The organism is Streptomyces sp. NPDC037126, assembly GCF_055605965.1.
This window is the reverse complement of the sequence record NZ_JBVJTD010000009.1, coordinates 243,471-257,371: the sequence shown is the minus strand read 5'-3', so window position 1 is coordinate 257,371 and position 13,901 is coordinate 243,471. Positions and strand designations below refer to the sequence as shown.

The window sequence follows — 13,901 nt, the reverse complement described above, 5'->3', positions numbered from 1 at the left end:
GAGCAGGACACCATGGCAAGACACTGGCGAGCCGGCGCGGCCGGCCTGGCCGTCCTCGGCCTCACCCTCACGGCGTGCGGCGGGGCGAAGGTCGGCGACAGCTCCTCCGCGGGCTCCAAGAGCTCGGGCGGCAAGTGCGGCACGTTCAACCTGGCCGTCAACCCCTGGGTGGGCTACGAGGCGGACGCGGCGGTCGTCGCGTACGTCGCGCAGCACGACCTCGGCTGCACGGTGAACAAGAAGGACCTCAAGGAGGAGATCGCCTGGCAGGGCTTCGGGACCGGTGAGGTCGACGCCGTGCTGGAGAACTGGGGCCACGACGACCTGAAGAAGAAGTACATCAGCGGCCAGAAGACCGCCGTGGAGGCCGGCTCGACCGGCAACCAGGGCGTGATCGGCTGGTTCGTGCCGCCGTGGCTCGCCAAGGCGCACCCGGACATCACCGACTGGCACAACCTCGACAAGTACGCCGACCGGTTCAAGACCTCCGAGTCGGGCGGCAAGGGCCAGTTGCTCGACGGGGACCCGTCCTACGTCACCAACGACGCGGCGCTGGTCAAGAACCTGAAGCTGAACTTCAAGGTGGTGTACGCGGGCAGCGAGACCGCGCTCATCCAGGCCTTCAGAACGGCAGAGAAGAACAAGCAGTGGATGGTGGGCTACTTCTACGAGCCGCAGTGGTTCATGTCCGAGGTGCCGCTGGTGAAGGTCGATCTGCCCAAGTACACGACGGGCTGCGACGCCGACGCGGCGAAGGTGGCCTGCGACTACCCCGTCTACGACCTGGACAAGGTCGTCAGCGCGAAGTTCGCGGGGTCGGGCAGTCCGGCGTACGGGCTGGTGAAGAAGTTCCACTGGACGAACGACGACCAGAACACCGTGGCCAGGTACATCGCGGTGGACAAGATGTCGGACGACGCGGCGGCGAAGAAGTGGGTCGACGCGAACCGCGGCAAGGTCGAGGCCTGGCTGAAGTAGCCCCGGACGGACCGGTCGAGGACGCCCGGCGGGCGGCGCGCACCCCTGCGCGCCGCCCGCCGGGCGTCGCCGCGTCCGGGGCCGTTCCGCGACGTCACCGACCCCTTGACACCCCTCCTCGAGGGCGGGCACATTGAGTTGCGCAACCTGAAGCAAGTTGCGCAGAAAGCAACTGCACCGGTCTCAAGTTCGGAGGTTGGGCGATGGCGGGACCCCGAGTGGTCATCATCGGAGCGGGCGTCGTGGGAGCGGCTCTGGCGGACGAGATCTCCGCCCTCGGCTGGACCGAGGTGACCGTGGTCGACCAGGGCCCCCTCCCGGCCACGGGCGGCTCCTCCTCACACGCGCCGGGCCTGGTCTTCCAGACGAACCCTTCGAAGACCATGACCGAACTGGCCCGGTACACGGTCGAGAAGTTCTGTTCCCTCGACGTCGACGGCGAGCCCTGCTTCCTCCAGGTCGGCGGTCTCGAAGTGGCGACCAGCCCCGAGCGCCTCGCCGAACTCCACCGGCGCCACGGCTGGATCACCGCCTGGGGGGTCGAGGCGCGCCTGCTGACCCCTGACGAGTGCGTGGAGCGGCACCCCCTCGTCGACCGGGACAAGGTCCTCGGCGGCCTCCTCGTCCCCACCGACGGTCTCGCCAGGGCCGTCCTGGCCGTCGAGGCCCAGATCCGCCGCGCCACCGGCCGTGGCGTGCGCTTCCTCGCCCGGCACGAGGTCCTCGACGTCCGCCGCGGCGCGGGCCGCGTCACCGGCGTGCTGACCGACCAGGGCGAGATCCCCGCCGACGTCGTGGTGTGCTGCGCCGGCATCTGGGGTCCGAGGATCGCCCGCATGGTCGGCATGAACCTGCCGCTGACCCCGCTCGCCCACCAACTCGCCTGGACCGGACCGGTCCCCGCCCTCGCCGGCCAGACCGAGGAGGCGGTCCGCCCGATCCTGCGCCACCAGGACGCCGACCTCTACTACCGCGACCGCTTCGACGGGCTCGGCATCGGCTACTACGGGCACCGCCCCATGCCCGTCTCCGCCGACGACATCCTCTCCGTGGACGAGGCGGAGGGCATGCCCTCGGTGCTGAAGTTCACCGAGGAGGACTTCGAGGACGCCTGGACCGAGACGCGGTCCCTGCTGCCCGCGACCCGCGAGGCCAAGATCGAGGAGGGCGTCAACGGCCTGTTCTCCTTCACCACCGACGGCTACCCGCTGCTCGGCGAGTCCCCGGACGTCAGGGGCTTCTGGGTCGCCGAGGCCGTGTGGGTCACCCACTCCGCGGGCGTCGGCCGGGCCGTCGCCGAATGGCTGGTCGACGGCCACTGCTCCTCGTTCGACCTGCACGAGTGCGACGTCAACCGCTTCGAGCCGCACCAGCTCTCCCCGGAGTACGTCCTGGCCCGCGACTGCCAGAACTTCGTGGAGGTCTACGACATCCTCCACCCCCTCCAGCCCTCCGGGAAGCCGCGCCCGATCCGCACCAGCCCCTTCCACGCCCGCCAGCGGGAGCACGGCGCGTTCTTCCTGGAGGCGAACGGCTGGGAGCGGCCCCAGTGGTACGAGGCCAACGCGTCCCTCGTCGAAGGGCGCGGCATCCCGGTCCCCAACGACTGGGCCGCCCGCCACTGGTCGCCGATCGTCGGCGCCGAGGCCCAGGTCACCCGCGAGACCGTCGCGCTGTACGACATGACGGCCCTCAAGCGCCTGGAGGTGAGCGGTCCCGGCGCCGCCGACCTCCTGGAGCGGCTGGTCACCGGCAAGGTCGCCAAGTCGGTCGGCTCGGTCACGTACACACTGCTCCTGGACCACGACGGCGGCATCCGCAGCGACATCACCGTCGCCCGCCTCGCCCCCGACCTCTTCCAGGTCGGCGCCAACGGCAACCTCGACCTCGACTGGTTCACCCGGCACCTGCCCGCCGAGGGCACGGTCCAGGTCCGCGACATCACCGCCGGCACCTGCTGCATCGGACTGTGGGGCCCGCTCGCCCGCGAGGTGCTGCAGCCGCTGACCGACGCGGACTTCTCCGGCGAGGGCCTGAAGTACTTCCGCGCCAGGCGCGCGCACGTCGGCAGCGTCCCGGTCACCGCGATGCGCCTGTCGTACGTGGGCGAACTGGGCTGGGAGCTGTACACCACCGCCGACCTGGGCCTGAAGCTCTGGGACACCCTCTGGGCCGCGGCCGAGCCGCTCGGCGGCATCGTCGCGGGCCGCGGCGCCTTCAACAGCCTCCGCCTGGAGAAGGGCTACCGCTCCTTCGGCACCGACATGACCTTCGAACACGACCCCTACGAGGCCGGCGTCGGTTTCGCCGTCAAGGAGGACAAGGCCGACTTCATCGGCAAGGCCGCGCTGGAGCGGCGGCGGGCCGGCGCCCGGCGCCGGCTGAGCTGCCTGACCATCGACGACCCGCGGGCCGTCGTCATGGGCAAGGAGCCGGTGTACGACGGCGGGCGCGCCGTCGGCTACGTGACCAGCGCCGCCTACGGCTACACGATCGGCAAGGGGATCGCGTACGCCTGGCTGCCGGCCGAGCTGGCCGTGCCCGGCACGACCGTGCACATCGGCTACTTCGGCGAGCGCGTCGAGGCGGTCGTCGCGCAGGAACCGCTGTTCGACCCGGCGATGACCCGTCTGCGTGGCTGAGCGGTCCGGGGCTCAGCCCAGGTAGCCCATCCGGTGGCTGATCTCCTTGGCGCCCCTGAGCAGCGCGGGCGCGAGTTCGTGGACGCGTTGCTCGGTGAGGCGGTACGCCGGCCCCGATGCGCTGAGCGCGGCGACGACGTCGCCGTCGCGGGAGCGGATCGGGGCCGCCATGGCGTGCAGCCCGACCTCGAACTCCTCCAGCGTCACGGAGTATCCGCGCTCCCGCGCCTCGGCGAGGTTCGCCTCGAGCTTCGTCCTGGCGGTCAGGGTGTGTGCCGTCAGCTTCCGCAGCCCGGTCTCCGCGAGCACCCGGGCGCGCTCCTTCGCCGGCAGGTGGGCCAGCAGGATCTTGCCGCTGGACGTGGCGTGCACCGGGGTGAGCTGCCCGACCCAGTTGTGCGTGCCGACCGCGCCCGGACCGCGCACCTGGCAGAGGTTGACGGCGTAGTGCTCCTGCAGGACCGCGATGTTGACGGTCTCGCCGATCTCCTCCGTCAGCCGTTCGCACACCGGCCTGCCCTGCTGGGTGATGTCGAGCCGCCCGGTGACCGCGCCCGCGAGGCGCACGATGCCGAAGCCCAGCCGGTACTTGCCCCGCTCGGCGGTCTGCTCGACGAGATCGCGTGACTCCAGCGCTCCGAGCAGGCGGAACGCGGTCGACTTGTGGACGTCGATCTCGGCGGCGACCTCGCTCACGCCCGCTTCGCCGCGCCGGGCGAGGATCTCCAGCACGCTGACGGCACGGTCGACGGACTGGACCCCGCCCGCCGCGGGAGCCGCTGTTTCGCCATCTGCGCTGTGGTTGCTCATAGCGCAACTATACGACCGGCCGCCGGATATCCCTCGGGCCGCCGCGTCAGCCTGGCAGCGTCGAGGCGTCGTTCAGACGGACCGCGCACTCCAGCAGGAGGGCGTGCACGAACGCCTGGGGCAGGTTGCCGCGCAGCTGGCGCTGGCCCACGTCGTACTCCTCCGCGAACAGCCCGGCCGGCCCGCAGGCGGACCGGGTCCGCTCGAACCAGCGCAGCGCGTCGGCGCGGTCCCCGAGCCGGTCGGTGGCGAGCGCCATCGTGAACCCGCAGAGCAGGAACGCCCCCTCGGCCTCGCCCAGGGGCCCGCCCGAGTGGACGAAGCGATAGAGGTATCCGTCCTCGTTCAGCTGCTCGTCGATGAACCGGCGGGTGATCGCGCCGCTCGGGTCGTCGGCGGGCGGGCAGCCCCGGGCCAGCGGAGTCAGCAGCGCGGCCTCGGGCCCGTCGTCGTCGGCCGCCCGCCGCCACCGGCCGTCGGGGCGCAGACAGCGCTGCCGGGTCTCGGTGAAGACGGCCTCGCCGAGGTCGGCGCAGCGCTTGGCCGTCGGTCCCGGCAGCACCTCGGCCACCCGCCGCAGCCCGCTGACCACACTCAGCCGGGACTGGGTCCACCACCGTTCCTCCAGCTCCCACAGACCGGCGTCGGGCCGGAGCCAGTTGCGCTCCACCGCGTCGACCGCGACCGTGACCGCCCGCTCCGCCTCGGGCGTGAGCCGGTCGTGGTGGGCGGCGGCCGCGAACAGCTGGAGCGCCTCCCCGAACGCGTCGAGCTGGAACTGGTCGGCCGCGTGGTTCCCGACGCGGTCGTTGCCCCCGGGATAGCCCGGCAGCGGGAGCACGTGCTCGTCCGGTACCCGGCCGCCGCCGACGTCGTACGCGGGGTGCAGGCCCTCACCGTCGGCGAGGATGCGCTCGGCGGTGAACCGCACGGCGGTGTCGAGCAGTTCGTGCGGGCCGTGCGCGGCGACCGCGAGGCCCGCGTAGCTCTGGTCGCGCAGCCAGGCGAAGCGGTAGTCGTAGTTGCGGCCGGTGTTCGCCCGTTCCGGGAGCGAGGTGGTGGCGGCCGCGACCATGCCGCCGGAGGAACTCGTCAGGCCGCGCAGGACGGCATAGGCGTGCCGGGCGTCGCGCGGCGCGGCCAGGCCCGAGCAGTCGGGTACGGCCCGCCGCCAGGCGTCCTGCGTCCGCGCCCACAGCCTCTCCGGATCCAGCCGGTCGGTGCTCTCCTTCTCCGACAGCTCCAGGACGAGGTCGTGGTGCTCTCCCTCGCGCAGCCGGAACTCACCGCGCAGGCCGGACCCGGCGTCCCAGGCCGCCCGGGGCGCGCCGAGCAGCCGCAGCCGCAGACCGCCGGCCTCCCCGGTCCACACATCGCCGTCGAGACGGGGTTCGCGCATCCGGCCCGCGCCGAAGCCGGGCCGTAGGTCGAGGCCGAGCCGCAGGCGTGCCTCCCCCTTCTTCACACGCATCCGGCGCAGCAGTACGAGACGGTCCACGGAGGCCGGCACCGCCAGGGCGTCCCGGCACTCGATCACCGCGTCGGCGGTCACCCAGCGGCTGACCCGGATCAGCGTGCCGTCCTCGTAGTAGCCGCCCCACACGTGCCAGGTGTCCTCCGGTTCGACGCCGAAGTACCCTCCGCCTCCGATCAGGGAGGAGAACACCGCGTCGCTGTGCCAGCGCGGTGCGCACAGCCAGACGATCCGTCCCTTCGGGTCCACCACGGCACCGCGTTCGCCGTCGGCGAGGAGCGCGTAGTCCCGCAGCACCCACGGCGGGCAGACGCCGTCCCGGGCGCCTACCGCCTTGTCCGCTCTGTCGTCCATGGCACTCGGGTTCTCCAGCCGCCGCGCGGGGAAACTCTCCGTACGCCGGCGGAGGGGCGCGGCCACCCGCACGGGCTCCGGTTCCTCACCGCCCCGGTCCGCCGGACCGCGACACCCGCCCCCGCGTCGTCCCCGGCCCCGCGTGCCGCCGTTCCGCCGACGCGAGCGCCGTCGCCACGTCCCGCGGGTACGTGCGCAGGGCGAGCAGGCCCAGCAGTCCGGCGACGAACAGCGGCACGAGACACACGAGGAAGGTGGCCTCGTGGCCGACACCAGCAGGCCGATGCCCGTGTGCCCGATGTGGAAGACCTGCTCCAGGGTGGCGGCGTTGACCGAGACCGTCGCCTTGTCCGCGCCGTCGAGGGCGATCACCAGGCCGAGCAGGGTGATCACCCGGAGCCGGACCCCGCCGCCGACCCAGCGGTCCGCGCGCCGTACCAGGCCCGAGGCGGGCGCCCGACCGGGTTTCCCCTCCCGCGCGGGGCGTCGTGCGCGGGCGGTCCCGGGCGCCGGTGGGGCGGTACGGCGCGCAACGTCGCGCCCCCGCATACGAGAGTGCATGGCCACTGGGGCCACCTCCCTTCCCGTCATGCGTGGCGCTCCGCCTCGGACGTGCTGCGCTACGACGGCGGCCCGGCGATCGCGACCCTCCGGTACGAGGGCGATCCGCGGTCGCAGGACGGGGGGTGCTTCCTCGTCGACACCTTTCTCGACGAACTCGCCAACCGGATCGGGCCGTGGCAGGGCGAGGTGCCGCTGTCGGAACCCTGTCTCCTCCACGCCCGCGCCGACGGGCCCTGGTCCGTCACGGTGCGGCCCCTGGGAGCCCCGGCACCCGGCTCGCTCGGCTGAGCCGCCGAGCCGCCGCCCGTTCAGCGGTGCGACAGGGGTTCGGCCCGGGCGATGAGGAGGGCGACGTCGTCGTGGCCCGCCGGGTCCCTGAGGTGCCGCAGGAGCCGGTCGCAGGTGTCCTCGGCCGAGCGGTACGGCTGTGACAGCAGACGCAGCAGATCGTCCAGGCGCTCGTCGATGGGGTCGTGGCGGGTCTCGACCAGTCCGTCGGTGTAGAGCACCAGTTGATCCCCGGGGCTCAGGTCGAGGGTGATCGTCTCGAAGGGGACACCGCCTACCCCCAGCGGCGTGCCGGTGGGGAGGTCGAGGAGTTCGGGGGGCCGGCCGACGCGGATGAGGACCGGCGGCAGATGGCCCGCGGAGGCCACCTGGAGCCGGTTGCGGTGGGGGTCGTGGACGGCGAAGACGCAGGTGGCGATGTAGGGGTCCAGGCCGTGCGTGATCCTGTCCAGGTGCGTCAGGACTCGCGCGGGATCGAGGTCCAGGTCGGCGAGGGTGGAGGTGGCGGTGCGCAGCCGGCCCATGGCGGTGGCGGCCGGGATCCCGCTGCCCATGACGTCCCCCACCGCGAGGGCCGTGCGGTCGCCGTCGATCGGGATGACGTCGTACCAGTCGCCCCCGACCTCGCTGAAGGCCTGCGCGGGCCGGTACCGGGCGGCGACCTCCAGGCCGGGGTGGCGGGGCGAGAGCCGCGGGAGCAGGCTGCGCTGGAGGGTCTCGGCGGCGCTGCGGATGTGATGGTGCATCACCGCGTTGTCTATGCTCAGCGCGGCGCGCGAGGCCAGCTCGCAGGCGAGGGCCAGGTCGTCCTGGTCGAACGGGACGGGGTTGCGGGCGCGGGCCAGTCCCATGACGCCGATGACCTGTTCCCGGGCGATGAGCGGGATGGCCATGTCGGTGTGGACACCGGCCCGGGCGAGCAGCTGGGCCGCGTCGGAGTCCGCGGCGATGCGGTTGATGCCGCCGCTGTCCAGGTGGGTCATCAGCAGCGGGCTGCGGGTGCGGATGCAGTGGGCCGCCGGATGGTCGGCGTGGTAGGTGGTGAGTCGGCCGGGCGGGACGAGCGCCTGGGCCGCGTCGGTGGAGAAGGCGGTCTTCACCGCCAGGGCACGGAACAGCGCCGGTTCCTCGCCGACGTCCGTACGGCCCGTCCGCAGCACGGAGTCCAGGAGGTCCACCGCGACCATGTCGGCCAGGTCGGGCACGAGGACGTCGGCCAGTTCCTGTGCGGTCCGCTCCACCTCCAGCGTGGTGCCGATGCGGGCCGAGCCCGTGGCCATCAGGCGCAGGCGCCGCTGGGCCCGGTCGGCCTCGCGGGCGGCCCGGTACCGGTCGGTGACGTCGACGACCACGTTCGCGATGCCCAGCGGGTGCCCGTGATGGTCCTCCAGCCGGTAGTACGACACCATCCACGCGTGATCGCAGTCCGGGTCCGCGGCGGTGCGGCCCACGATCTGCTGGTCCACCATGGGGACGCCGGACGCCAGGACCTTGCGCATCGTGGCCTCCATCGCGAGGAAGGGCAGACTGGGGACGATCTCGCGGACGCTGCGGCCGACGTGGTCGGCCTCGGGGACGCCGTGCATCGCCGCCAGGGCCGGGTTGACGACCACGAACCGCAGGTCGGTGTCCAGGACGGAAAGCCCGATCGGGGCCTGGGCGACCAGCCGGGTGGACAGGGCCACGTTGCGCTCCATCTGGCGCAGGGTGGACCGGTCGGTGGCCAGGCCGAGCGCGTAGTGGTCGCCGAGGTGGTCCGTGAGCCGCATGTTGCGGAACTCGACCAGCCGGGTCGTGCCGTCCTTGTGCCGGATCGGGAACGCGCCCGCCCAGCCCCGGCCGGTCTCCATGACCTGTGCGAACAGGGTGATCGCCGCGTCCTGGTGCTCGGGACGCAGGAGCAGTGGCGCCGCGTACTGCCCGACCGCTTCCCCGCGGGCGTAGCCGAACAGCTCCTCGGCCTGCGGACTCCACATGTCGATCCGGCCGTCGGCCTCCAGCAGCACCGCGGCGACACCCAGCAGATCCATCAGCCCGGTCGGGTCTGACACCCGTGCCTCGGGAGGATCCGCCTGCTGCGGGTGCTGCTTCCCTCGGCTCATCCCTCTCGCTCCTTCCCTCTGCCGGCCCCGTTCGCGGCGCCCGCCCCGGCACACGGGAGCGGCGGGTTTCCCCGGGGCCGGCGGATCGTCCACGGTGCGGCACGGAGCGTTCGGCGGCGAGAGGACGCACCGGCGCGGGCACCGTGTCCGCAGCCGGTCCTCCGTCCGGTCCCACCACGACCGGGCCGGGGCGACGGGCAGGCCGTCACTCCACTACTACCCCGTCCCCGCCGGCACCCGGCGCGCACCGCCGGCGGCGGCGGGGACGGGGCGCGGCGGTCGGTCATTCGGGCCCCAGGGCCGGTCCGCCGTGCGCGATCCGGGCCAGGTCGGCCATGAGCGAGTCCAGCCAGAACACGGTCGCGTAGTACAGCCGCGGCGCGTTTGCCGGTTCGGCGGTGAGCCCCGCGGGGGCCGGATCGATCACGGGAACCTGTGCGGCCGGGGTGTCGCCGCCCGGGTCCAGCGCCGCCGAGACCAGCAGCATCCGCCCGGCGACGCGGTCCCCGAGCATGCCGACCGACTCGGCCGCCGCCGGCCCGAGGCCGGTGCAGGGCGGCTCCAGCAGCCGGTCGGAGCCCCACAGGGTGTGGTGGCCGGTCATCAGCGTCGCCTGCCAGTCGACGTCCGGCAGTGTCGCCCCGCGTCCGCGACCGCCGAACGGCGTCGGCTCGCTCTGGAACTGCACGTACGCGGACTCCGCGAGGATGACCGCGTGCCGCAGCGAGCCGTGGCGGGGCGAGCCCGACGGCGCGGGCACCGGCCCCTTGCACGCCACCGAGGCGCTGGTCGCCACCACGATCTCGGCCGCTCTGCGCAGCAGCTCCGCCGCCGCGAAACGCAGCTCGTCATGGGCTCCGCGGGGCCAGGCCAGCAGCCCGAACACCGCGCCGATCGCGCTGCCGACCAGCACGTCCAGCATCCGCACCTCCGCCAGCCGCCACGTCGGCGGCGCCAGCTGGGCGAAGACCAGGGCCACCAGCACGGTGAACAGGCCCTGGGCCCAGCCGACCCCCTTGACCGGTCCCACGGTGAAGGCGAACAGCATCCACAGCGGCAGTACGACGACGTAGACCGCGGTGTCGGTCCCCACGGAGGCCAGCATCCCGGCGGTCACCAGGGCACCGGCGAGCGTGCCGGTGAGCGCCCGGCGGACGGTGCTCCAGGTCTCGTCCACGGTGGTCCGGGTGAGGGTGAGCGTCGCCAGCGTGGCCCAGAAGCCGTGGGGCAGCGTGTCCACACCGGCCACGAGCCGGGCCGCCGTCAGGGCCAGGGCCAGGCGCACCGCGTTCTGGAAGAAGACCGACCGGCGCTCGGCGTGGCCGCGCAACCGGTGCCACCACAGCGCGGGCGCCGGGACCGTGGCGTACCAGAAGAACACCCAGCGGCGGTCGGTGTCGGTGGGTGTCCGCCACCGGCCGAGAACCGGTGCCGCCGCGTACCAGAAGCGGCCCGGCGGCATCCGCACCGAGGCCCGGCGCCCGTGCACCCCCAGATCGGCCGCCGCGCCCATGGCCAGAGCCGCGTCGCAGACCTCCAGCACGGCCGCGTGCCGACGCAGTTCGGACGGCGGGAGGCCCGGCCCGGCGGCGGCCCCGTCGCCGGCGTACGTGTCATCCGTGACGGCCGAGCCGTCCGTGACCGTCGTGCCGTCGGTGACGGACGTGCCGTCCGAGGCGGACGCCCCGGCCGTGACGCGGCCCGCGGACAGCGCGGACAGCGACGCGCGTGCCGTGACCAGCGCGTCGTACTGCGCCACGGGCGGCGTCCCGGTCCGCAGACAGGTCGCGGCCGCCGCGGCCAGTCGCGCCACCGCGTGCAGCACGGCGCGGACCTCGGTGCCCGGCGGGTCGCCCGGCGCGCCCGGCAGCTGCGCCAGCCGGGCGATCAGGGTGCGGGCGGCCAGACCGGCGTGGGCGAGGGCGCGGTCCCGCACGCCGGGACCGGCCGGCCGGTCCGCCTCCGGCACGTTCCGCGCGCGCAGCCTGCGGCCCGTGTCCAAGGCGGCCTGGATGTCCGTGTCCGTCAGGGCGTACGGGGGCGCGGCGAGGAGCGTCGCGCAGTGCGCCGCGGTCGTCGCGGCCCGGGCGGCCCGCTCCCGGTACGGCAAGGGGGCGGGCTCGGGCAGGATCAGCGCCTCGGCCGCGGCGAGCAGCACCATCCCGGTGGTCGTACCGATCAGCCGTGCGTCGAGCGAGCCGGGGTCGTACGGCGGGAACGACGGCAGGATGTAGAGGAGCTGCAGCCCGGGAGCAGCTCCGGCCGGGCGCGGGCCGCCCACGGCGGAGAACGCCAGGGCGAAGCCGACCACCAGCATGCCGAGCACGGCACTCCAGGTCCGCACCGACAGGAAGGTGCCGACGACCACGAGCAGCCAGCCCACCGGCACCAGCCGGAACACCACCGCGGCGCGCTGCCGGCCGGTTCCCGGGATCCTGGACAGGCCGCCCAGAGCCACGGCGGCGAACAGGGCGTAGGTCGCCGCCACGGGTGAGCCGAGGCCGTAGCGGAAGAAGAAGAAACACGCCGAGGCGACCAGCGTCACATGTACCGCCCGGCGGCCCGCGGCGCCGTAGGCCGCGGGTATCCGACCGGGTGGAACACCGCACACCCTTACAGACTCACGCATCCTCGCGCGCCCGGCACCTGCGCACGCCTCCGCCCCGGCCCGAACGGCCGTGCCGGCCGGTGTGCCGCGGCGGCGCGCCCGCCGGCGGACGGGACCCGTCCGCCGGCAGGTGGGGGAGGCGCGCCCCGGGGCGCGGTGGAGCGGCCGGGCCCGGCTCGGGGTGCGGCCCGGGTCTAGCTCAGGGTGAAGTCGTCGGCCTGGACGCTGCCCTGGCCGTACCAGCCGTGGACGTAGACGGTGACGGTTCCGCTGCCGCCGGTGGTGAAGGTGACCGACAGCTGGTTCCAGTTCGTGCCGTTCGACCAGGTGCTGCCGGTGGCGCCGCCGCTGACCCCGATGTAGGCGTACGGACCCTGGACCCAGCCGCTGAGCGTGTAGGTGTGATCGGGGGACAGGGCGACGGTCTGGTCGCACTCACCGGTGCTGCTGGAGCCCGGGGTGACCTGGAGGGCGTGGCCGCCGGTGTGGACCGGGGCGGAGCCCACCGAGCTGCCGCCCGTGCAGGTCCAGGGGCTGAGCCCGCCGGTCTCGAAGCCGGCGTTGCCCAGTGGGCCCCCGCCACCACCGCCCCCGCCGGACGTGACGGTGAGGGTGTAGGTCGCGCTGTGGTTGCCGCCCGCGCCCGTGCCGGTGACGGTGATGGGGTAGGTGCCCGCGGCCACGGACGAGCCGACCGTCGCCGTCAGCGTCGAGCCGGCGCCGGAGGTGACGGAGCCGGGGCTGAAGGAGACGCCGACCCCCGAGGGAGCGCCGGAGGCGGAGAGGCTGACGGGTTCGGCGCTGCCGGAGGTGACGGCCGTGGAGACGGTCGCGGTCGTCGAGCCGCCCTGGGCGACCGAGGCGGAGCCGGGGGCGAGCGACAGCAAGAAGTCGCTGCTCGTGCCGCCGCCACCGCCCGAGCCGCCCTCGTAGGGCACGAAGGCGTCGGTGAACGCGAGGCTGTTCTGGCTGATCTCGCTGCACGTGGGCAGGGAGTTGGCGCTGCCGCTGCACGGCTGGTCCCGGTTGACCGACCAGAAGGCCAGCCGCCCGACACCGTTCTGCGCGGCGAAGCTCTCCACGGTCCGGGCGTCGGCCAGGGTGAACGTGGAACCGTCGTCGTTCTTGCCGATCATCGGGGTGATCCCGAGGTCGGCGTAGGTGTAGCCGGGGTCGACGGACTGCATCTGCGCCAGCGTGGCCCTCGCGGCGGAGACCGCGCCCTGGCCCATCTCGGTGCCGGTGCCCGCGTAGTAGTCCATGGCCATGATGTTGACGACGTCGATCTTGATGCCCGCGTTCTTGGCTGCCTTGAGTATGTTGACGCCGTCGTTGGTGAGCCCGCTGGTCAGCACCGGCAGGGTCATGGAGAACCGCAGGCCCGGGTCGGCCGCCTTGAGGTCCTTCATCGCCTGCATCTGACGGGCCGCGGCGGCGGTGTCCGCGACGGCGGCGCCCTCGACGTCGAAGTCGAGCTGGTTGACGCCGTAGTCGTCGATGATGGCCTGGTATCCGGCGTCGATGCTGCTCTGGGTGGTGCAGGTCCAGGCGAGCGGTTCGCCGCTCGCGCCACCGGAGGAGACGATGACGGAGGCGCCCTCGGACTTCGCCCTGGCGATCTCGGGGTCGGTGTAGGAGTCGTTGCCGATGGGGAGGGTGTCGCCCCAGATCTGGGTGCAGCCCTCGCCGAGCACGAAGGCCGCGGTGTAGGCCTTGAGGTGGTGTCCGGTGACGGCCGTGTCGAGCAGGCCTTCCTGCCCGTTCGACATGTCGACGTAGGGGGCCACTGAGTAGACGCCGCCGGTCGCCGCGCCGGCGGCGGGTGCCGTCGCGACGGCCGCTCCGGTGCCGGCGAGCGCGAGCGCGCAGGCGGCAGCCGTGAATCTTGCCAGGTGCATGACATTTCCCCTTCTGGGGATGCCTCTGGGGCGTGGGGTGGTGGGGGTGGTGCCGTGCGGGGCGGAACATTGGTACATACCAAACAGCCCGCACGCCCGGCCGTCAAGAGGACTAGACCAACGGGGAGTCACCCGGGGCGCTGTGTGAACTCACCCCGACGAGGCTCAAGTTGACCGGAGCGC

Annotated in this window: 9 protein-coding genes; 3 read left to right on the top strand and 6 right to left on the bottom strand. The window is 73.4% G+C overall.

Annotated features, from left to right (window positions below; genetic code table 11):
- The first annotated feature begins 12 nt into the window (after positions 1–12).
- Entirely contained in the window at positions 13–978 is a 966-nt protein-coding gene (locus ACZ7FF_RS21820; protein ID WP_470813900.1) for an ABC transporter substrate-binding protein, read from the top strand.
- 203 nt (positions 979–1,181) lie between these two features.
- On the top strand, positions 1,182–3,620 hold the full coding sequence (locus ACZ7FF_RS21815; protein WP_470813899.1) for a GcvT family protein: 2,439 nt from the start codon (positions 1,182–1,184) through the stop codon (positions 3,618–3,620).
- 12 nt (positions 3,621–3,632) lie between these two features.
- Here ACZ7FF_RS21815 and ACZ7FF_RS21810 read toward each other — a convergent pair whose 3' ends face one another.
- The 3 genes from ACZ7FF_RS21810 to ACZ7FF_RS21800 all read right to left on the bottom strand — a co-directional run bounded on the left by ACZ7FF_RS21810 (position 3,633) and on the right by ACZ7FF_RS21800 (position 6,496).
- On the bottom strand, positions 3,633–4,430 hold the full coding sequence (locus ACZ7FF_RS21810; protein WP_470813898.1) for an IclR family transcriptional regulator: 798 nt from the start codon (positions 4,428–4,430) through the stop codon (positions 3,633–3,635).
- Between the two features lie 46 nt (positions 4,431–4,476).
- Complete coding sequence (locus tag ACZ7FF_RS21805; RefSeq protein WP_470813897.1) at positions 4,477–6,258, bottom strand: glycoside hydrolase family 15 protein; 1,782 nt, start codon at positions 6,256–6,258, stop codon at positions 4,477–4,479.
- A gap of 85 nt (positions 6,259–6,343) precedes the next feature.
- Positions 6,344–6,496 carry a hypothetical protein gene (locus ACZ7FF_RS21800; protein WP_470813896.1) on the bottom strand — a complete coding sequence of 51 codons (153 nt, stop codon included), beginning with the start codon at positions 6,494–6,496 and terminating at the stop codon, positions 6,344–6,346.
- 374 nt (positions 6,497–6,870) lie between these two features.
- Between ACZ7FF_RS21800 and ACZ7FF_RS21795 the strand changes: the two genes are divergently transcribed.
- Entirely contained in the window at positions 6,871–7,110 is a 240-nt protein-coding gene (locus ACZ7FF_RS21795; protein WP_470813895.1) for a hypothetical protein, read from the top strand.
- Between the two features lie 20 nt (positions 7,111–7,130).
- Here the strand turns inward: ACZ7FF_RS21795 and ACZ7FF_RS21790 are convergent, their stop codons facing one another.
- The 3 genes from ACZ7FF_RS21790 to ACZ7FF_RS21780 all read right to left on the bottom strand — a co-directional run bounded on the left by ACZ7FF_RS21790 (position 7,131) and on the right by ACZ7FF_RS21780 (position 13,718).
- Positions 7,131–9,212 carry a SpoIIE family protein phosphatase gene (locus ACZ7FF_RS21790; RefSeq protein WP_470813894.1) on the bottom strand — a complete coding sequence of 694 codons (2,082 nt, stop codon included), beginning with the start codon at positions 9,210–9,212 and terminating at the stop codon, positions 7,131–7,133.
- 283 nt (positions 9,213–9,495) lie between these two features.
- Entirely contained in the window at positions 9,496–11,757 is a 2,262-nt protein-coding gene (locus ACZ7FF_RS21785) for an FUSC family protein (protein ID WP_470813893.1), read from the bottom strand.
- A 257-nt stretch (positions 11,758–12,014) separates the two neighbouring features.
- On the bottom strand, positions 12,015–13,718 hold the full coding sequence (locus ACZ7FF_RS21780; RefSeq protein ID WP_470813892.1) for a carbohydrate binding domain-containing protein: 1,704 nt from the start codon (positions 13,716–13,718) through the stop codon (positions 12,015–12,017).
- Positions 13,719–13,901: the final 183 nt, after the last annotated feature.

Coding starts and splice junctions, on each gene's coding strand:
- ACZ7FF_RS21820 (WP_470813900.1), top strand. CDS start 13: ATGGCAAGACACTGGCGAGCCGGCGCGGCCGGCCTGGCCGTCCTCGGC.
- ACZ7FF_RS21815 (WP_470813899.1), top strand. CDS start 1,182: ATGGCGGGACCCCGAGTGGTCATCATCGGAGCGGGCGTCGTGGGAGCG.
- ACZ7FF_RS21790 (WP_470813894.1), bottom strand. CDS start 9,212: ATGAGCCGAGGGAAGCAGCACCCGCAGCAGGCGGATCCTCCCGAGGCA.
- ACZ7FF_RS21810 (WP_470813898.1), bottom strand. CDS start 4,430: ATGAGCAACCACAGCGCAGATGGCGAAACAGCGGCTCCCGCGGCGGGC.
- ACZ7FF_RS21780 (WP_470813892.1), bottom strand. CDS start 13,718: ATGCACCTGGCAAGATTCACGGCTGCCGCCTGCGCGCTCGCGCTCGCC.
- ACZ7FF_RS21805 (WP_470813897.1), bottom strand. CDS start 6,258: ATGGACGACAGAGCGGACAAGGCGGTAGGCGCCCGGGACGGCGTCTGC.